Here is a 19,343-nt window from a genome sequence, read left to right on the forward strand (position 1 = left end):
ACTCTCATTATCATGTTGGCTGTGCGGGTTTCGGTGATTATTCTTCGTATCAAGGATGGACACAGAACATATATATGGAAAACCCTTCCCATACATAAAACGAGCATTTTTGTTCGGGTTTCATTCAATAAAACCCCATTTTAAACGGGTTTTTTCGTGTCCTTGTATTCATGAGATTAATGATGAAAAGCAGCGCAAAAAATAATTATTCTCTGCAAAAATCCTTGCTGGCATTCGCGATTGGTGCCGCCGCTCACGGTGTTTACGCAGCAGAAGACACTACCGGGAAAGAAGATACGATGGTCGTTGAGGCCAAATCCGCAGACAGTGGTTTTAAAGCCGGTGGCGACGCGCAGGTGCCCGCGTTCCTGGAGGGGCAGGTTGCCCACGGAGGACGACTGGGGGTTCTGGGCGAACAAAAAGCGATGGATGTGCCGTTTAACGTTATCGGTTACACCTCAAAACTGGTGGAAGACCAGCAGGCGAAGACCATCGGCGAGGTGCTGAAAAACGACGCCGCAGTACAGCCCGTACAGGGATACGGGAACTTCTCAGAAAACTATCGTATTCGCGGCTTTGAGCTGGCGGGGGATGACGTGACCTGGGGCGGTCTGGCTGGCGTGCTGCCGCGTCAGGTCGTGGATGCTTCGCTGTTTGAGCGCGTGGAAGTGTTTAAAGGCGCCAGCTCTTTCGTGAACGGCGCGGCAAGTTCCGGCGTGGGCGGTATGGTCAACATGGAGCCGAAACATGCTGATGACCTGCCGCTGACGCGCCTGGGAGTGGATTACACCTCTTCAACTCAGGTAGGCACCACGCTGGATGCCGGTCGTCGTTTTGGCGATAACAATCAGTTTGGCGCGCGAGTAAACATTCTGCATCGTGAAGGCGAAACCGCCGTTGATAACGAGAAAAAGCGCACGACGCTGGCCGCCCTCGGGCTGGATTATCGCGGCGATAAACTGCGCTCCTCGCTGGATGTCGCCGCCCAGAAAAAGACGTTCCACGGCGGGACGATGGGAATTAACTTAAGCGGCGTCGATTTCGTGCCGGATGTACCGAACAACACGGATAACTACAGCCAGAAGTGGGGCTACAGTGATATCACTAACCAGTTCGGTATGGCGCGCGCTGAATACGACATCCTGAATAACTGGACGGTCTACGGCGGCGCCGGGGCGCAACATGCGCATGAAACCGGGATTTATACCGCGCCAAAATTACTGGACAGATCGGGTGATGCTGTCGTCAATGTGCTGTATACCAACCGTATTATTGACGCGTTCAGCAGTATGGCGGGTATTCGCGGCGAATTTGATACCTGGTCGGTCAGCCATAAGGTGAACCTGGGCTATTCGGCGGTGATCAAACGCGATAAAACGGCATGGCGTATGAACTGGGCCAACCCTGGCTCCATGACCAATATCTATGACAACCATGACGTGCCGATGCCGCAGTGGGATCTCGCCGGCGGCAACTATCACGATCCGCTGACAACCTCCCGAAACCGTACTCAGGGTTATCTCCTCAGCGATACGCTGGGATTCTTTGATGACCAGGTGCTGCTGACTGTCGCCGCGCGTAATCAGAAAGTGGTGGTGCGTAACTACAGCAATGCGACCGGTGAAGAAGACACTGACTCTCGCTATACGGAAAGTCGATGGATGCCGACCTACGGTATTGTATATAAGCCGTGGGACACGGTGTCACTGTATGCCAACCACACCGAGGCATTACAGCCGGGTGAAAACATTACCGATCAGGAGTCGCCGGATTACGGTAAAAGCATCGGTATTCTGCACTCTAAGCAAAATGAAGTGGGCGTGAAAATTGATTTCGGCACCGTCGGCGGTAGCCTGGCGCTGTTTGAGATTAAGAAACCGTCCGTGATTAAGAACGAGACGACGCAGGAATATTCGACCGATGGCGAGCAGCGTAACCGGGGTGTGGAAGTTAACCTGTTTGGTGAGCCGGTCTACGGTCTGCGTCTGAACAGCAGTGCGACCTGGTTACAGCCGAAACTGACCAAAACGCAGGATGGCGTCAACCAGGGGAATGATGCTTCCGGTACTCCACGTTTCACCGCCGTTCTCGGTGCTGAATATGATATCCGGCAGGTTGATGGGCTGACCGCTACCGCGCGACTGAATCACACCGGCTCGCAGTATGACGGCGCCGCTAATGAGAAGAAGCTGGACAGTTACACCACGCTTAACCTCGGCGTTCGTTACCGGATGCGCGTAAACCAGGAGCAGAATGAGATGGTATGGCGTTTAGGGGTGGATAACGTCACCAACGAGCAATACTGGTCTGGCGTATCCGACTACGATGGCGTGTATGTGTTCCGTGGCGAACCGCGTACCCTGAAGCTGTCTGTTAATTACGACTTCTGAGTTAAAAACGGGCAGGGATGCCCGGTAGTAATGCCGGATGACGGCTTCGCCTTATCCGGCCTACGGTATTACGGTGTGGTGCGGGTAATGCCGGATGGTGGCTTTGCCTTATCCGGCCTACGGTATTACGGCGTGGTGTGGGTAATGCCGGATGGTGGCTTCGCCTTATCCGGCCTACGGTATTACGGTGTGGTGCGGATAATGCCGGATGGCGGCTTCGCCTTATCCGGCCTACGGTATTACGGCGTGGTGCGGGTAATGCCGGATGGCGGCTTCGCCTTATCCGGCCTACGGTATTACGGTGTGGTGCGGGTAATGCCGGATGGTGGCTTCGCCTTATCCGGCCTACGGTATTACGGTGTGGTGCGGATAATGCCGGATGGCGGCTTCGCCTTATCCGGCCTACGGTATTACGGTGTGGTGCGGATAATGCCGGATGGCGGCTTTGCCTTATCCGGCCTACGGTACTACGGTGTGGTGAGATTGTAGGCCCGATAAGCTTGCGCCATCGGGCAACCGAACCGGCTATGATGATTTCTGAAACTCGCTGACGGTTTCCCACGCAATCTGCTGCAATGCTTTTGCGGTGGCTGGGGTCATATCTGTGTCTACGGGCAGCGCTCCGCCCACTGGCGACTGGTTATACAGCGTGGCAAAGAACACACAGGCGGCTAAATAGGTTCCTGCGATGGAAGGGTGTACGCCATCGTGGTAATAAAGATTAATTTCCGGGTGTGCTTTACGCGCTTTTTCAAAAGCCAGACCGACCGGCGCGACATAGCCGCCAGTTTTCTGCGCAATGGAAACATAGGCGTCAGCAAGTTTCTGTATATCCTCTGGTTGATCCCGCTTTGCCCAGGTCATGAAGTACACGACTTTTGAACCTGCCTGATGCGCCATATCCGCCATTTTTGTCGCGGATTCGATGAAGTTCTGCCGGGTGCTCTCTTTCTGCGAGATCGTCTCCGTGGAGTTGCCTTGCAAGATGACAACGTCCCATTTTTGCAATGTATTCTGATAGGCGAGATTATGAATTTGCCAGCCTAAATGACCGCTTGAGATGGTGATCCCCCGATATTTATACCCTTTCGCGTGATTCGGCAGTAAAGAGCGCGTCAGATCTCGCAACCGGGTATTAATATTGTTGTTATAGAACGTAAAAGAGTTGCCATACAGCGCGACAATTTTATTATCCCCCTCTATTTTTGCATAGGGTGAGGGCGCTAATAGCGCATCAGCATGCACACATAAACTGCCAAATAAAAAAGTTGATGCAAGGGATAACTGCATTATTCTTTTCATAAATCACCTGTCAGAAGTCATAGCGGAGTCCAACGATGAGCGCGTCATCATTGACTTTTTGGTTTTTATTGGCGAAGGCTTTATCGTAAGTAAATGATAACCAGGTATCATCGGCTAATGTTATTTGTGTTTCGACACGCCAGTCCTCTTTTTCATAGACGGATTTATCTTTCTCATCCAGGAAACTGTAACCGGTAAGGAATTTAAATTTACCGTATTTCCAGGACAGTAATGAATCCATGCCTTTAAAGTCATTGTCGCTTTTATTATCGCGCGCAATGGATGTGCGTAATGCGGTGACGGCGGCTTCAACGTTCTTATAGCTGAGCTGCAAGCCTGCCATGATCTGGTCGTTTTGATTCCGGCCATCGGTGGTTTTTACGCCATCCTGGCGTTTATAACGGCTGGCGGCAATCGCCGGTGTGAGTCTGAAATCCCCCAGTCTGAGCGTGTTTCTGTAACTGGCCATTGCGCCATAATCCAGAGCTTCATTACTGCTGCCATTGCCCGCGACCCACGCCAGCTGTATCTCATTGCCTGCAAATTTAGCATTCCATTGTACGGTGCCGTCCTGGCGGTTGAACTGGTAGGAGTCATCAATGGTGGTGATGCCGTAGCTGTAAATATTCGGCGTAAAGTTTTTATATTTATCAGTCATTTTCATGACCTGATACAACGGGTTTTTGGTCCTGCCTACAATCAGTTCGCCCCAGGTTTTATTGGACAAACCAATATAGGAGTAGCGCGCTTTTAAATCGCTATCCCCGGTATTGCTGTCGTTTTTTTCGGTTCGCACCTGCCATTCCAGACGGCCCACGATCTTTGTCTCGGGGATAAAATCCAAATCCCGGGTAAGGTAAATCCCCAGACGGCCACCCAGATTCGTTCGTGTTTCGCTTCCGGCATAAGAGTTTTCTCCGCTGGCAATTTTACCTTCTACACGGCCATAAATATCCAGCGTATTTCCATCTTTATTATAGATACTCATCGCATATGAGGAGGTTGTCATCCCCGTCAGTAGAATGAGTGAAATCATTTTTATTTTCATAGCATCCCCAGAAAACAATAGTTAGCTTATTTATCTGTTCGAGTGAGCGGTTTATCGCAGGGGGGATTGTTCTGGAAAAAAGGAAGTTCATGATATGGGAATTATTTTTTCTCATTACAAAATGTGATTTTTAGCGCATAACGATGTCCTGTTTTATCGTGTTGCTAAATTTAATGGTGATTATTTGCGAAAAGTTAAAGCAAAGCGAAATACGCGTTGCACTAACAAGGCAACTCATTGTGATAGCTATCTCATTTTTGTGTTTTTCGGGTGTTAAAAAGGGAAAACAAAATTCTCATGACGTATTTTATGAATGGGAATTTTATTTTCCCCTGTTAATCAGTTGGCCGATCCCGCAAGATTCATTCACGACCTTTTATATTAATATGCTTTATATTGCCGGAGAGTCGCAGTATGTACGGTAAGCAAACAACAGTATTTGATTCTGACCTCTATTCATCGCTCTTTACCGAGAGTCGGATGCGGGAAATCTGGTCTGACGACAATCTGCTTCGCTGCTGGTTGACGTTTGAAGCAACGGTAGCGCGCGTGCAAAGCGAGCTGGGCATTATTCCTGAACAGGCGGCGATTGAAATCGAGCAGGCATGTCAGAACATCGAGATAAACTGGCCTGCCTTAGCCCAGGGAACGCAAACGGTAGGCATGGCGATTAAGCCCTTGATCGACCAGATTTCGGCTGCTGGCTCTCCGTTGGTTAGCCGCTATCTCCACTGGGGATGCACCACCCAGGATCTGCTGGACTCCGGCGTGGCGATGCGATTACAGCAGACGCTGCAACGGGTATATCAGCAACTGATTGAGGTAGGGGAAGAGATGAAGGGCATGGCCTTAAAGCATGCCCGCACCGTTATGGTTGCGCGCACCAATTCGGTTGATGCCTCCGCCACGACCTGGGGGCTGCATGTCTCCGGCTATCTGGCGGAGGTGAATCGGCATCTGAACCGGCTGCAACAGCTCTATCCCCGGGCGATTACGGGTCTGTTTGGCGGCGCGGTGGGGAATCTTGCCTCCGTCGGCTCTCAGGGAATGGCGACGCGTGAGCGGTTGATGCGGGCGCTGGGGCTAAACGTCCCCTGTGGTATAAACAATGCCAGCCAGGATGCAATTGTTGAAGTGGTTCAATGCTTTGCGCTGATTCACGGTACGCTCTGCCGCCTGGCGAATGACGTGGAAACTCTGGGACGCACCCCCATCGCGGAAGTGCTTGAAGGCGAGGGCGGCGGGGGCTCCAGCACCATGCCGCACAAGGCTAATCCGCGCGCCAGCAATATGATTCAGACGCTGGCGAGGATGGGCTGGATGTACGCCTCCGGCGCGCCTGCGATGCTGGATCAGCAGGATGTGCGCGCGGCGTCGATGAGAGTATTGAACTGGACGATTCTACCCGAGGCGTCGAACGCCTTATCGGTCAGCCTTAGCCGGGCCAAAAAGCTGCTTTCCCACCTTATTGTGAATGAAGACCGAATGCGCGCTAATTTTGACTGCTCGAAATCTTTCATTATGTCGGAATCGATTACGATGAGTCTGGCGAACAAAATAGGGCGAGAACCCGCTTATAATTTAGTTAAAGCGCTGCTCAGTCAGGCGAATGGTGAGCAAAGTCTTATCGACATTGTCCACGCCAGCCCGGAAATTCGGGCGTCGTTATCCGCAGAAGAAATTGCCGATGCCTGCGAGCCGTTGTCTTATATTGGTTGCAACGATGCGCTGATTGCCGAGACCCTCGCGCGGTTTGATGAAATGAAAGTCATCGATATTGCGTAGCGCTTTATGTCGGGAGCGTCCCTCCCGACTCTGCTGGTCAGGTATTATGTGAAGAAGCGGAAAATGTCTCAAAGAAGAGAAACAACTCTTCCAGTTGGGCAAAGTTGCCTTCATTGTCACTCTTCTCATAAGCCAGATGCAGAATCAGTTCGATAAAAAAGAAACCGAGAATTCGGCTTTGAAAAATGGACTCCACGTCGCTTGGCAGGACAAACTGAAGATCGCAGAATTTACCGTAAGGATTGGCATCAGAATTGGTGATCAGCACGACGGTCGCATTTTTCTTTCTGAACCATTTCGCGATATTGAGTGCGACCCGGTTAAAGCGATAGTAGGAGAATACGATCAGAACATCATCTGGTTCGATGTTTATCAGGCACTTGGGCAACTCGCTGATGTCGGTAGGCAGAAGAGTGATGTTGCTGCGAAAGTACTTTAACAACGTACAAAAATGCAGCGCCATCGCATGGGAGGAGGAAGGGCCGACCACATAAATATGGCGCTGGCTGTTGAGTACCAGTTCGATGAATTTATTCAGGCTATCGATGCTGATGGTCTGTTTAAAACCATTAAATAATGAAGTGACTTTATTATTAAAGGTCTCAACAATCTGTTCTGTTTTGGTGGTGTTTTTAGGCCGCTGGCGACTGTTTTTCTCAAAAGGCGCGGCGATTTTGTTTTTTGACAGCGTGGTATCCAGCGCTCTTCTGAAAGCCGCATAGCCAGTAAAACCAACTTTATTCAGAAAGCGCCCGATGGTTGCTTTGCTCACGGCGGCATTCTGGGAAAGATCGACAATCCCATGATAAGGTAATTCGCTGAAGTGTTTATTAATATAGTCATTAAGCCGACATTCAGACTCGGTCAGGTCACCAATATTTTGGGTGAGTGAATTATACTCATCCAGACTTAATGTGTTTTTTCTGTACATGTGCAGTACCCGGTGACGTTTTATATTGAGATTGTTATATGAAAAGATACCTCTGCCGTCAATCATTCCGTGGCTGGCAATTTAGTAAAAAGTCTTATTTTCTGCGGAATCGCGCCCCATGTAGATAAGATGCGATCTTACTCACAAAAAAATATGGGAAAAGCCCTTTCCCATATTTTATAGCACGGTGGTTTATTACGATTAAATCGACAGTACAATTATTTAATACCGTGAACTGACGGACATATTCTCATGGCAATATGTATGAGCAGGTTTTTAGCTGTTGGTGAAAACGCTGCTTGCATAAGGCTGACATCTCTGATTTGTATGGTATAGGGATTGTTGTTATGACTGCATTTATTATAGCAATAGTGATAACAGTAATTGCCGCGTGGTTAATTGTGAAAAATTACCAGCCGCAAACTGTGTTATTATTCGCGGGGCTGGCGTTATTAACAGTTACCGTTCTGTTTTACCCAGAGAATAGTATTCTTTATGGTAAAGCAAAATCTACCGGGTCAACCTGGCTGGATATCTTCAGTTTTGCAAAAGAGTCTTTGACCACGCAAATCGCGGGTATCGGCTTAATTATTATGGCGGCGGGGGGATTCGCCAGTTATATGGATCACATCAAAGCCTCGAATGCGATGGTGAATATGTGTATTCGTCCCTTGCAGGTAATTAGGGCGCCTTATCTTATTCTTGCGCTGGGCTACATTTGTGCGCAGCTTCTGCATGTGGCGATCTCCAGCGCAGCCGGGCTGGCGATGTTATTACTGGTGACGTTCTTTCCCGTTCTGGTGCGGCTGGGCGTCAGTAAAGCGTCCGCTGCCGCGATGATCGGCCTGTGCGCGTTTATGGATCTTGGCCCGGCGGTTGGAACGGCGAATCTTGCGGCCAAACATGCCGGAATGGAAAGCGCGATTTACTTTGCGCACTATCAGATGCCGGTGGCGGTTGTGGTCATGCTGGCCGTCGCGGTGGTGATTTTCTTTACCGCCAAATATTTCGATAAAAAAGATGGGTTTGTTCCGGGGACGGAAGAGGTTGCCGAAGCGGAAGAAGAAGGACGCAAAGTGCCCGCCATTTATGCGCTGCTGCCTGTATTGCCCGTCATTCTGGTTCTGGTTTTCAGCCCGTTGGCGATCGCATCCATCAAAATTGACGTTGTGACGGCGATGATCCTCGGGGCGGTGGTCGCTTTTTTCTTCGAGCTGTTCACCACGCGTGATTTCCGCGCCTGTTGCAAAGGGTTGCAGGTATTTTTCAAAGGAATGGGAAGCATGTTTACCAGTATCGTTTCTTTACTGGTCTGTGCGGATATCTATGCCCAGGGGCTACAGAAAATCGGCGCAGTGGACTATCTCCTTCAGTCTGTACAAAGCGCCGGTCTGGGCTTTACCAGTATGACGCTGGTGATGACGGCGCTGGTAGGCGTTACTGCGGTATTAACCGGTTCTGGCGTGGCGGCATTCTTCTCCTTTTCCGGGCTGGCGCCCTCTATCGCGGCGAAGTTTGGTGAAAGCGCGGTCAATATGATTCTGCCTATGCAACTGATGGCGGGAATGGGGCGCTCTATTTCTCCGGTTGCAGGCATCATTATCGCCGTGAGCAAAGCGGGCGAATGCTCACCGTTTATGATCGTCAGAAGAACGCTGCTCCCGGCGCTGGCGGGGATTGCCGCGATGTTGATTGCCAACTATGTGCTGATTTAACGCTTTCTTATTACCGGATTTAACTCATGGACAGCAACGTGACACACGATGTTTTATACGTCCCGTTTACGGGGAAACTGTTACTGGAATCGCCGTTATTGAATAAGGGGAGCAGTTTTACTCAGCAAGAGCGGAATGATTTTAATCTTAATGGATTGCTGCCCTGCGCTATCGAAAATATTGATGAGCAAGCGGAACGCGCTTACCAACAATATCTGGAGGCGGAGTCTGATAACGCGCGGCATATTTATTTGCGTAATATCCAGGATACGAATGAGACGCTATTTTATTACCTGCTGAAAAAACATCTCCCGGAAATGCTGCCGATTGTTTATACCCCGGTTGTTGGCGCGGCCTGTGAAAAGTTTTCCGGGATTTACCGTCGCGCCAGAGGGGTCTTTATTTCGTGGCCCGATCGCGAACGTATTGACGATATTCTGCATGATATCCCGAGACACGATATCAAAGTGATTGTGGTGACGGACGGGGAACGTATTCTGGGACTGGGCGATCAGGGCGTCGGGGGAATGGGGATACCGATTGGCAAACTGTCGCTGTATACCGTTTGCGGCGGGGTAAATCCGGCGCATACGTTGCCCGTTATGCTGGATGTCGGGACAAACAATCCGCGATTATTAGACGATCCCCGCTATATGGGCTGGCGGCATCCGCGCATCACCGGTGAAGACTACTTTGCGTTTATCGGTATGTTCATCGCTGCGGTGAAACGTCGCTGGCCGGATGTATTGCTGCAATTTGAGGACTTTGCCCAGCATACTGCGGTTCCTTTGCTGCATCGTTATCGTGATGAGCTGTGCTGTTTTAATGATGATATTCAGGGAACGGCGTCGGTCGCGCTGGCGACAATTTTAGCGGCCTGCCGCGCCAGCCAGCGTGATTTTAATCAGCAGACGATGGTCATCGTTGGCGCAGGGGCGGCGGGTTGCGGCATTGCCCGCCATATCATCGCCTGCCGGGTGGCCGAAGGTATGGACGCCGCAGAAGCCAGCAAAACGATTTTCATGGTGGATCGCGACGGCCTGGTGATGACCACCGCCTCGTCGCTGGCTGATTTTCAGGTTCCGCTGGCGCAGCCTCCTGAAATGCTATCTGGATGGGCATACGCTGGCGCGACGCCATCCTTGCTGGAGGTCATTCATAACGCGAAACCTGGCGTGATGTTGGGCGTTTCAGGACAGGCGGGACTGTTCACTGAAGAGGTGGTGCGTACGATGTATCGCCACTGCGAACGCCCGATTATTATGCCGTTGTCTAACCCGACCTCCAGAATGGAGGCCCGGCCGCAGGATCTTATCCGCTGGACTGATGGACAGGCGATTATCGCAACGGGAAGCTCTTGTGAGCCGGTAGATTTTGCCGGACGTACGATACCGGTATCGCAGTGTAATAACGTGTATATCTTTCCTGCCATCGGTCTTGGCGCAATTGCCAGCGGCGCCAGGAGGATCACGGAAACGATGCTGATGGCGGCGAGCCGCGCGCTTGCCGACGCCTCGCCTTCGGTGCGTCATCATGGCGGAGGATTGCTGCCGGAAATCAACATGATATGCGACGTAACCCGCCGTATTGCCTTTGAAGTGGGGAAGGCGGCGCAGCTGTCTGGCGTAGCGGATGCGCTGGATGATGCTGTGCTAACACAGCGCATTACGGCGCATTTTTGGCTACCGCACTATCGTCCTTATAAACGCCGTGCTATCTAGTTTTTGGCTATGAATGCCCCGCTTCGGCAGTCGCGCCGGAGCGGGGCCGGGCGTATTAATAAAAAATACAAGGCGATAAAAAATAAAGGTAAGGAATAAAACTGACATCATAAGTTGAAAAATAAAACTTCATTAGCCTGCGATGCATTGCGCGGATTGTGCAACTTCATGATATGTATTTAATTATTTTTGAAAGCGGATGTGCGGCCTTATACAAGGTCAGATGGACGACGGTTAATTAAAATGCTGTTTTTATTTTATGTGGGGAAAACCTTATTCAGAGCGATCGAAATAAGTAAAGAATTGCGGATAAATGTCGTTATAACACTTATCCAAACCGATCGAGACCCTACCCCATGATGTGGAAAACAACTCAAGCCCGAGTGACACTCCTGCTTATAAGTTTTTTTGTTATATTACTGTTGGTTACGTTTGTTGTTATCAAACAATTTGTCTCTCCGCAGATTATTGCAACGGAAACCAGAAATATAAGAGCCACGGTCGAGCTGCAAAGTGACGCGATAAAAGAGCAAATGAACCGCGTTAAAGCGCAGCAGCGCACGATCACCGAACTGGTTTCCGGGCTTCAGAGCGATCAAATTGACGCGCTCTTGCCGCTGTTTGTGAACCAGTATGGCGATCTGAACGTTTTTGGCGGCGGCATTTGGCCATTACCCGGGCTGCGCGAGCCGGGCCGCGACAAATTCAGCACTTTTTATGCGCGCGATGCCGGTGGCGTGCTCCAGCTTAATACGGTCTGGAACCAGCCGGAGTCAGAAAAATACTGGGAACAGCCGTGGTATAAAGACGGTATGGCTGCGCCAAAAGGTGAGTGTGCATGGGCCAAAGCCTACCAGGATTCGGCCAGCCCGCAGCCGAGAACCAACTGCGCGATGACAATCTGGAAAGAGGGAAAGGCCTGGGGTGTCGCCACTATCGATGTGACGTTGGGCTTTTTTAACCAACTGGCAAAAGAGATGGGGAAGGCGGTCGAGGGAACCGTATTAATTGTTGAGTCTGATGGCAAAATTGTTGGGAACGGCGCGCCGACTCAAGGTAATACCGCATTGATGAATGTGCGCGATTTGAATATTCCGTCAGCTTTACCGCTGCTCAATCTGCTGAGCCAGGGGCAAAAAGCGGAATATGAGGGCGGCTATGACGGCGAAGACGGCGCCCATTCGCTGTTTGTTTTGTCGATAGAAGGCAGCCCGTGGTATCTGGTGATTGATACGCCCAGCAGCAACCTGGTGCGCCAGTCTAATGCGATACTGACAACACTCACGCTCGTGCAGACGGTGATCGGCCTTATCATTGTTCTTGTCCTGATGCTGATTGTGCGCAACATTTTCAGGAATGTGACGCTGCTGAACAGGAACATAGAGGCGCTATCCGGCGGCGGCGCCGATCTCACGCAACGGCTTGTGGAAAGTAAAAGCCCGGAATTTAATGCCATCATCAACAACTTTAATAAATTCATCGCGTTCCTTCAGGATTTGATGCAGCAGGTTGGGCACAGCTCCTCGGCAATTTCTTCCGCTTCGCGGCAGATCGCCGGAGGCAACCTGGATCTCTCCTCCCGTACGGAAGAACAGTCCGCTTCCATTGTTGAAACGGCGGCGTCGATGGAGCAGCTCACCAGCACCGTACGGCAAAATGCAGAGAATGCGTTGCAGGCGAACAGGCTGGCGACACAGGCTTCCGACGCGGCGAAAGCGGGGGCTTCAGTGGTCAATGACGTGGTTGCCACAATGAGCAACATCAATGATTCATCCTCAAAAGTGGTGGAAATCATCAGCGTAATTGATGGCATCGCGTTCCAGACCAATATTCTGGCGCTGAACGCGGCGGTTGAAGCGGCGCGGGCCGGTGAGAATGGCCGTGGTTTTGCCGTCGTTGCCGGTGAGGTGCGTTCTCTTGCGCAGCGAAGCGCCCAGTCCGCGCAGGAAATTAAGAAGCTCATTGAAGAATCGGTCAGCAGTATTGAGCAAGGTAGCGGTCTGGTTCGCCAGGCGGGTACGACAATGGACGGCTTAATGGAGAAGGTTGAAGACGTGAGCGTTTTAATCTCTGAGATCAGCTCCTCAAGCGATGAGCAAAGTCGCGGAATTGAGCAGATTAATATCGCCATTACTCAGCTTGATAGCGCGACCCAGCAGAATGCGGCGCTGGTAGAAGAGGTTGCCGCAGCGGCCCAGTCAATGGAATCGCAAACCGAGATGCTTGAAAAAGTGGTCGGCAGCTTCAAACTCTGAAAAGCGGTATAGCAAAACGCGCAGCATGATGGGGTTAGCCCTTCGCCGGACCGTGGAACACGTCGGTCTCAGAAAAGTTATCCCCTGTCATGCGGCGCTCTATGAAACCAGTAAGGCGCAGCGTGCGTTCAGCGAGGTGCGGGATGTTTCGGTAAAAATTGCTGGATTATCTCCGGCAGACGATCGTGAGTGATGGGCGGCGAGAAAAGATAGCCCTGAAAGCGGTCAACTCCCAGCGCTTTCAACTGATTGAATTTCTCCAGACTATCGACGCCTTCGGCAATACAGCGGCTCTGCGTCAGCTGGCAGTAATAGAGCAGGCTCTTTATCAGCGCCAGTGCATGTGGATCGCGTTGAAAATCATTCACGATACTCATATCCAGCTTGTAGCCGCTAAAGCGGATTGTCCTGACGGGAAACATTACGCTGCTGTGTGAAAAGCAGTCATCGAGGAAGATACGAAAGCCTTGCCGTTGGATTTTGTCCATATTTTCTGCTGTTCTTCCTTGCTGATGCAGATCGACCGTTTCTGCAAATTCCAGCACTAATCTACCCGACCATTGCGGCTGCTGTAGCTGCTGGCGCGCCGTTTCCATCATCCGCAGCAGGTTTTCGTGGTTGGCGATGCAGGGTGGAATATTTATTGAGAACCAGAACTTACCCTGGTGTTGGTTAATGTTCTGGATTGCTATTTGTAGCACAAAGGCCGTGAGCAGAAGCCAGGCGTATTCGGCGTGGATCTGCGGCAGAAATTCGCCGGGAAGCAATACGTTGTCGCCTCTTCTCCAGCGGGAAAGGATTTCAACCCCCTGCAACCGCAGGTGGCCGTCGGTTATGGGTTGAAATACCGGGAATACCTGTTGACTATGAATGGCATGGATAAATTCGCGCTCAAAGGGAGATAGCGCGGCGATGAGCTGCTTGTTGTGAGTCTTGCTCTGGCTTCCAGGAAAGCGGGTAATCAGATGCGGGTGAGACGCCACCATCTTTTTTAGTCCTGACGTTCTTTGATTATAAAGTGTTTTCTGGCTCACACCGCGGATCTTCGCCTGTGTGTTGATGCTGTACCCGTACAGAAGAGAGAGGGTGGCGCTCAATTCCGTTTTACTTAACCCCGCTGCCGGTTTGCCCTGTATCTGCGCGTCTAAAAAGGACAATTGCTGTAGTTTCGGGTATTGCAGGAAGTCACCCTGTAGCAGCGCTGCCAGTTGTTTCCCAGGAAGGTCGGAAGCGACCGCCCGGACGGCGGTAAGTTGCCGTTTATCAGGAACATGGTAGAGCAGCGTTTGCCATAGCCAGGCGGATGGACTACGGCTAAGGATCAGCATGGGCAGCGGTGTTTCTGCCTCAGCAAGCAGGAAGGCGGCTTCCCTAAGAATAAACAGCAGCCAGTAAGGATCGTCAGGGAGAAAAACGACAATCCTTCCGACCTCGGATGTTAGCTGTAGCGAAAGGCGCTCCTGCGTCTGGTGTTGCAGCAGCACCGGTCGCCGTTGACTACTGGTCATCATTCTGGCGAGTCCTTCCGCTGCCATTGAACAGGGAGACAGGATATAGTCCACCCTTGTTTTCTCCAGCGGGGAGGGAGGGTTACTGGTAAACAAATGTCACCCCGATGATCGACTGGACGTTGCCCGCCGTGACCTGGCCGCTGGTGCGCGCGTAGGTTGCGGTTAAGCCAAGATTTACCGGCGATGTGCCGACCGTGCCCAGTGCTACGGTGTTGTTAGCGGGAACAACACTACCGTATCGGGTCATCTGAACGCCGATACCCTGCGCCGCTGAGGAGGACGCGGTGTTGCTGAAGATAGAGTTGGCGGCATCGACGGTCGTACCTGAAAGGTAATAGCCGAGGTTCTGGTTTTGCGCACAGTGGACAGTGACCGGCACGGCCATTGAGCCGGGATAGTCTGGAAGCGTCACGGTGACATCACGCGCTGATACGTCGCATCCCCCAGTAGGGACAACAACATTATTGTTGGCGTAAATATTCCAGATGAAATTATTCGGGTTTCCGTCGCTGGCCACTTTATGCATATTCAATTGCGCGATGAGTTCGCCAGAGTTGATGACGACGCCTCCCGCTGCTCCGGTCGCGGTCAGATACATGCGCAGCGGCAATCCACGATAATCCGTATGAGTGATGGTATAGACGGATGAATTACCGTTCATCGGCAAAGGATACGTATTCCCCGCCCAGTAAACGCTCCCCGTAAACGCCGCAAGCGCGCCACCGAAGGCGGAACCGCTGGTTAAATTGATGTAGTCAATGATAGAGCCGCCGGAGGAGTCGTTTTTACAGGAAACTGAAGAGGATAAATCTACGACCAGGTTTTGACCCACTCCAACAGATGGCGTCAGGTTTACATAGACATTCGCTGACCCTGAGGTCATGGTCTGCCCGGTATCATTGACTTTACAGGTGAATGCCGCAGCATCCAGCGACCAACCCATCAGCAGCAGTGTGGTGAATAGCGCGATGATTTTTTTCATGACAAACTCTCCTGACTCAGGCGTAGGTATAGGTGACGCTAATCACCGCCTGAATAGTTCCCTGGGTGGCGCCGCCGTTGACCGTTAACGCTCTGACCTGTAACGGAAAGCGGGTGGACTGCGTTGAGTCATCCACCTGAACGGATTTCGTGGCGCCATTGTTTAACGTGGTGCCTGCGTCATCCTGCAATTCGAGCTGAATATTGCCGGCGGTCCCCTGGTTTTTGTAATAACCGGTGCTGTCTGCGGTTCCGCTAAAGGTTGCGATGACCCGGGAGGTGCCGATCGGACAGTTAGTGAGTTCCAGCGCGGTACTGTGCCAGGCGGAAGCCGAACCTGCGGTTACCAGGCTGAAGGTATACAGGTCTCCGAGGTCAACGGCGGCATTGGTGGTAGACACCGTGCACGGTTTCGCCACCACCTTCCCGTTGACGGTAATCGTGATATCAGCGGCCTGAAGCCCTGAAGAGGCCGCTGTCAGTACGCTTGCCAGAAGCCACCCTACATAGTTGCATTTCATCTCAGCCTCCGGTTACTGAAATTCAAGCGTGAATGTTGCTGTGGCATTGACGTGCCCGGCGGTGACCGGAATCTGCGTAGCCATCAGGCGTGCATAAAAGTTGAGGATGTTGGTCTGCCCAGGCGTGAGCGTGGTCCACGCGATGGATGATGACGCGGCGTTGAGCGGCAGCATCGTCTGTTGGTTATTGAGGATCTGCACGCCCATGCCTGCGGCTGCCGAGGCACCGCTATCGATCTTCAATAGACTGGTGTTGCTGCCATCCTCCGTGCCGGTAAAGCCGACTTTGACTGCCGTAACCGAGTTACCGCAGGGAGAGAGGACAATACGGAATGGGACGAGCGGGGTTGTCGCCCCCACCGCATTAAACTGTTTGGCAGCGTTATTCATCAGGTCAACGGTAAAATCCTTTGACTCTCCCGCGACAGCGCAGGCATTGTCGCGGACGTAGCCGCTAATCGTAATCGTGCTGTCGGCGGCGAAGACATTGACGCAGGCCAGCGTCAGCACAGCGCCGAGGAAATACAGTGGTTTTTTCATCATCATTCCTTCCTTAACGGCACTCTGCAAAGAGCTGGCTCAGCACATGTTTCTGGCTCTCTTCCGGCAGGCGATACCGGGCCATGCAGTTGGCCCCCGGGCCTTCACCCCATTTCACCTGAACGCTTCCCGCCAGCGGCATGCCACTCAGGTAGACCTGGCCGTTATCTGCCACGATGCTGCCGCTCTGGTTATCGCCGGAAGTGACCATAGCGCCGAATGGCACGGGTTTGCCGTTGTGCGTCAGCGTCATCAGGATTTTTACCCCGACGTGGGCTTTAAATTCGGCGCGGACGATGGCGCCGTGGGTCGGCACGACGCTGACCACCGCATCATCGAGATCGACGTTATCCGCCAGGGTGTTGGTATCCAGCGCGACGCGGTTTTCCCTGTACTCAGTGGCGTACGGCATGACGGCATAACCGCGCCAGTCGGTACGTACGCCGGTCTGGTTCTCGACTTTCACGTCTCCGGCGCCAGGCGCTTTAATCAGCACTACCGTGTCATTTAATGGCTGGCTTAAGGTGATGCCGTTGGCATGGGCGAGTACACCGCCGCTCATCCCGTAGTACAGCTGTTTAAATCCATCGCTGTGGCTGTAGCCCACGTTAGCGTTGCCGTAGCCGCCGCGATAGTTCATCGCCGCGTAGCCAGTTCCGCCATTGTTGCCTTCGCCACCGCTGGCATAACCGGTTTGCATGCTGTAGCTCAGGTTATTGTCTTCCAGCAGCGTGCCGTAAAGACCGGCCAGGTTAGTCATCCGGCCATCCAGGTCGTGCGACATGCTGTAGCTGGCGCTTGCGTGCCGCCAGACGGATTTGCTGTCGGAACGCAGCCAGTGGCTGAACGGAATATTGACGTTGAACGCTAACATCTGGTCGCGGCCCTGTTGCCAGGCGTTTTTGGTCAGGCTGTAGCTCAGCGTCCAGTTGATATCGTCAACGGCGGCATTTAACCCCAGCTGTAGCTGTTCGTCGGCCTTGTTGGTTGACCAGTAAGTTTGACGGCTGCCATTCACGTACAGTGTGGCAGTGCGCCCCAACTGCTGCGTTACGCTCATCTGAACCTTGCCCCGCTTGTTATAAGCAAGGTTGTAGTAGTCGGTGAATTTGGGTTTGACCTGAATCACGCCATCCTGGGTTTCAACGTCATAGCCACTCATCCTGCGGTAAGTGGTGTCGGCAAAGCTGTAATAGCCCTGGGTGGAATAACGGTATCCCACCAGTTGGACGTTGGTGCCGGTCTCATAGAGCGACTTGTTATAAAGGAAGCGTATCGATTGCCCTTGGTGAGAGCTGTCGTCAGGCAGGGTGGCGTTGGCCTGAGTTGCATCCAGCGAAACCGCGCCGAACTCGCCCATGTTCTTACCGACCCCTAAATTGAAGGCGCGATAGTTGTCGGCCAGTTGGGTGCCGCCATACAGCGTCCAGCCTGCCGGGAGCCCGTGCAGGAGGGTGCTCTGGAAGAACTTTGGTTTTTCCTGCTGGTCGTTGCCGCTGCGGTATTCACCAGCGGTCACTGCATAACGGGTGTGCCCTTCACGCTGTAACATTGGCACCGTAGACCACGGCACGCTGAAGACCTGGCTGGTGCCATCGGCCTCTTTGATGGTGACCTGGAGATCGCCGCCGTTGCCTGCGGCGTAGAGATCGTTAATTGTGAAGGGGCCCGGCGGCACCGTGCTCTGGTAGATTTCATAGCCGTTTTGTTTGATCGAGACCTGCGCCGTGCCGCGCGCAATGCCGTGGATGACCGGCGCAAAGCCTTTCTGGCTATCCGGCAGCATATTGTCATCAGAGGCTAACTGGGCGCCACGGAAGTTAATCCCGTCGAAGATATCGCCGTTGGTGTAGCTGTCGCCAAGCGTCAGGCGGGCGCGCAGGGGGGTAATATCGCGCTCCAGCCAGCTGTTCACATGCTGCCACTTATTCTCATTACTGGACGCGCTACCGCCACTGCTGTAGCTCCAGATGGTGTTATCACGCAGACGCCAGGCGCCAAGGTTGAGGCCGCTTTGCAGGTTTAAATACGCGTAATTGCTGCTGTCGCTGGCATCGTTATGTACGTTGTTGCCGGTAAAGTTATAGTTCAGCAAACCGGCGTTAATCCCGTCATCCCAGAGTTCCGGTGGAATATAACCGCGCGCGCGATTGCCCATGAAAGCTTGCGGGACACTCAGGTACAGGCGCTGTTGGCTGACATCGAAGCGGGTGGTGGCATCTTTGACCATTTCCGTCAACGGTACGCAGGCGTCGGACGCCAGCGTATCCATACCGGTGATGGCCGACGTGCTGACCCCCATGCCAGCGAGCTGGCTGCGGGTCAGGCACGGTTCCAGTCGATGACCGTTTGCGCCAGCGTTAAACGTGACGTCGCGGGTAGTTATAAAGCCATCGTTCAGATAGATATCCACGCGATAGGCGCCAGGCGGCACCTCTTGCCCGTTTTCAAATCCAGAGAGATCCGCAACGGCCGAGGGATCGTCGGCCAGGAAACGGGGGTTAAAATAGAGATCTGCCCGCGCGAAACCCGCGAGGCAAAGCGCCAATGGTATTTGCGCAAGGACAAAAATAGAGAATGCTTTGCGCCGGGCGCGTTGGGAACCCAAACGGTCCAGTCCGTATTTGAGATGTGACATAGTCC

At 52.5% G+C, this 19,343-nt stretch carries 14 protein-coding genes; 6 read left to right on the plus strand and 8 right to left on the minus strand.

Going from position 1 to position 19,343, the window contains the following annotated elements:
• The first annotated feature begins 182 nt into the window (after window positions 1-182).
• Window positions 183-2,390 carry a TonB-dependent receptor gene (locus tag OGX81_RS21790; protein WP_181397022.1) on the plus strand — a complete coding sequence of 736 codons (2,208 nt, stop codon included), beginning with the start codon at window positions 183-185 and terminating at the stop codon, window positions 2,388-2,390.
• Between the two features lie 30 nt (window positions 2,391-2,420).
• Window positions 2,421-2,879, plus strand: a complete 459-nt coding sequence (locus tag OGX81_RS21795; RefSeq protein WP_104867872.1) for a hypothetical protein — start codon at window positions 2,421-2,423, stop codon at window positions 2,877-2,879.
• Between the two features lie 36 nt (window positions 2,880-2,915).
• On the opposite strand, the gene OGX81_RS21800 is transcribed toward OGX81_RS21795, so the two are convergent.
• Entirely contained in the window at window positions 2,916-3,692 is a 777-nt protein-coding gene (locus OGX81_RS21800; protein WP_012134496.1) for an SGNH/GDSL hydrolase family protein, read from the minus strand.
• Between the two features lie 10 nt (window positions 3,693-3,702).
• Entirely contained in the window at window positions 3,703-4,740 is a 1,038-nt protein-coding gene (locus OGX81_RS21805) for a porin (RefSeq protein WP_012134495.1), read from the minus strand.
• Window positions 4,741-5,154: 414 nt separating this feature from the next.
• Between OGX81_RS21805 and OGX81_RS21810 the strand changes: the two genes are divergently transcribed.
• Window positions 5,155-6,525 carry a class-II fumarase/aspartase family protein gene (locus OGX81_RS21810; RefSeq protein WP_012134493.1) on the plus strand — a complete coding sequence of 457 codons (1,371 nt, stop codon included), beginning with the start codon at window positions 5,155-5,157 and terminating at the stop codon, window positions 6,523-6,525.
• 37 nt (window positions 6,526-6,562) lie between these two features.
• Here OGX81_RS21810 and OGX81_RS21815 read toward each other — a convergent pair whose 3' ends face one another.
• Window positions 6,563-7,456: a MurR/RpiR family transcriptional regulator gene (locus OGX81_RS21815; protein ID WP_047463819.1), complete on the minus strand. Its 894-nt coding sequence runs from the start codon at window positions 7,454-7,456 to the stop codon at window positions 6,563-6,565.
• A 347-nt stretch (window positions 7,457-7,803) separates the two neighbouring features.
• Here OGX81_RS21815 and dcuC point away from each other — a divergent pair, with 347 nt between their 5' ends.
• The 3 genes from dcuC (at window position 7,804) to OGX81_RS21830 (ending at window position 13,147) form a co-directional block, all read left to right on the plus strand.
• Complete coding sequence (gene dcuC / locus OGX81_RS21820) at window positions 7,804-9,171, plus strand: C4-dicarboxylate transporter DcuC (RefSeq protein ID WP_058668443.1); 1,368 nt, start codon at window positions 7,804-7,806, stop codon at window positions 9,169-9,171.
• Between the two features lie 26 nt (window positions 9,172-9,197).
• Window positions 9,198-10,892, plus strand: a complete 1,695-nt coding sequence (locus tag OGX81_RS21825) for an NAD-dependent malic enzyme (protein WP_286487643.1) — start codon at window positions 9,198-9,200, stop codon at window positions 10,890-10,892.
• Window positions 10,893-11,248: 356 nt separating this feature from the next.
• Complete coding sequence (locus OGX81_RS21830) at window positions 11,249-13,147, plus strand: methyl-accepting chemotaxis protein (protein ID WP_080750339.1); 1,899 nt, start codon at window positions 11,249-11,251, stop codon at window positions 13,145-13,147.
• A gap of 128 nt (window positions 13,148-13,275) precedes the next feature.
• On the opposite strand, the gene OGX81_RS21835 is transcribed toward OGX81_RS21830, so the two are convergent.
• The 5 genes from OGX81_RS21835 to OGX81_RS21855 all read right to left on the minus strand — a co-directional run bounded on the left by OGX81_RS21835 (window position 13,276) and on the right by OGX81_RS21855 (window position 19,338).
• Window positions 13,276-14,658: an EAL domain-containing protein gene (locus OGX81_RS21835; RefSeq protein WP_232103855.1), complete on the minus strand. Its 1,383-nt coding sequence runs from the start codon at window positions 14,656-14,658 to the stop codon at window positions 13,276-13,278.
• Between the two features lie 79 nt (window positions 14,659-14,737).
• Entirely contained in the window at window positions 14,738-15,640 is a 903-nt protein-coding gene (locus OGX81_RS21840; RefSeq protein ID WP_058668445.1) for a fimbrial protein, read from the minus strand.
• Window positions 15,641-15,656: 16 nt separating this feature from the next.
• On the minus strand, window positions 15,657-16,160 hold the full coding sequence (fimG, locus tag OGX81_RS21845; RefSeq protein WP_058668446.1) for a type 1 fimbrial minor subunit FimG: 504 nt from the start codon (window positions 16,158-16,160) through the stop codon (window positions 15,657-15,659).
• A gap of 12 nt (window positions 16,161-16,172) precedes the next feature.
• Window positions 16,173-16,703, minus strand: a complete 531-nt coding sequence (fimF, locus tag OGX81_RS21850) for a type 1 fimbrial adaptor subunit FimF (protein ID WP_049008429.1) — start codon at window positions 16,701-16,703, stop codon at window positions 16,173-16,175.
• A gap of 10 nt (window positions 16,704-16,713) precedes the next feature.
• Window positions 16,714-19,338, minus strand: coding sequence for a fimbrial biogenesis usher protein (locus OGX81_RS21855; protein ID WP_104867869.1), 2,625 nt, complete (start codon window positions 19,336-19,338; stop codon window positions 16,714-16,716).
• Window positions 19,339-19,343 lie beyond the last annotated feature (5 nt).

The organism is Citrobacter sp. CK206 (assembly GCF_030333125.1).
GTDB lineage: Bacteria > Pseudomonadota > Gammaproteobacteria > Enterobacterales > Enterobacteriaceae > Citrobacter_B > Citrobacter_B koseri.

What these genes read in the sequence shown, in the direction of transcription:
- OGX81_RS21790 (WP_181397022.1), top strand. Translation starts at nt 183, where the DNA reads ATGAAAAGCAGCGCAAAAAATAATTATTCTCTGCAAAAATCCTTGCTG.
- OGX81_RS21795 (WP_104867872.1), top strand. Translation starts at nt 2,421, where the DNA reads ATGCCGGATGACGGCTTCGCCTTATCCGGCCTACGGTATTACGGTGTG.
- OGX81_RS21800 (WP_012134496.1), bottom strand. Translation starts at nt 3,692, where the DNA reads ATGAAAAGAATAATGCAGTTATCCCTTGCATCAACTTTTTTATTTGGC.
- OGX81_RS21805 (WP_012134495.1), bottom strand. Translation starts at nt 4,740, where the DNA reads ATGAAAATAAAAATGATTTCACTCATTCTACTGACGGGGATGACAACC.
- OGX81_RS21810 (WP_012134493.1), top strand. Translation starts at nt 5,155, where the DNA reads ATGTACGGTAAGCAAACAACAGTATTTGATTCTGACCTCTATTCATCG.
- OGX81_RS21815 (WP_047463819.1), bottom strand. Translation starts at nt 7,456, where the DNA reads ATGTACAGAAAAAACACATTAAGTCTGGATGAGTATAATTCACTCACC.
- dcuC (WP_058668443.1), top strand. Translation starts at nt 7,804, where the DNA reads ATGACTGCATTTATTATAGCAATAGTGATAACAGTAATTGCCGCGTGG.
- OGX81_RS21825 (WP_286487643.1), top strand. Translation starts at nt 9,198, where the DNA reads ATGGACAGCAACGTGACACACGATGTTTTATACGTCCCGTTTACGGGG.
- OGX81_RS21830 (WP_080750339.1), top strand. Translation starts at nt 11,249, where the DNA reads ATGATGTGGAAAACAACTCAAGCCCGAGTGACACTCCTGCTTATAAGT.
- OGX81_RS21835 (WP_232103855.1), bottom strand. Translation starts at nt 14,658, where the DNA reads ATGATGACCAGTAGTCAACGGCGACCGGTGCTGCTGCAACACCAGACG.
- OGX81_RS21840 (WP_058668445.1), bottom strand. Translation starts at nt 15,640, where the DNA reads ATGAAAAAAATCATCGCGCTATTCACCACACTGCTGCTGATGGGTTGG.
- fimG (WP_058668446.1), bottom strand. Translation starts at nt 16,160, where the DNA reads ATGAAATGCAACTATGTAGGGTGGCTTCTGGCAAGCGTACTGACAGCG.
- fimF (WP_049008429.1), bottom strand. Translation starts at nt 16,703, where the DNA reads ATGATGAAAAAACCACTGTATTTCCTCGGCGCTGTGCTGACGCTGGCC.
- OGX81_RS21855 (WP_104867869.1), bottom strand. Translation starts at nt 19,338, where the DNA reads ATGTCACATCTCAAATACGGACTGGACCGTTTGGGTTCCCAACGCGCC.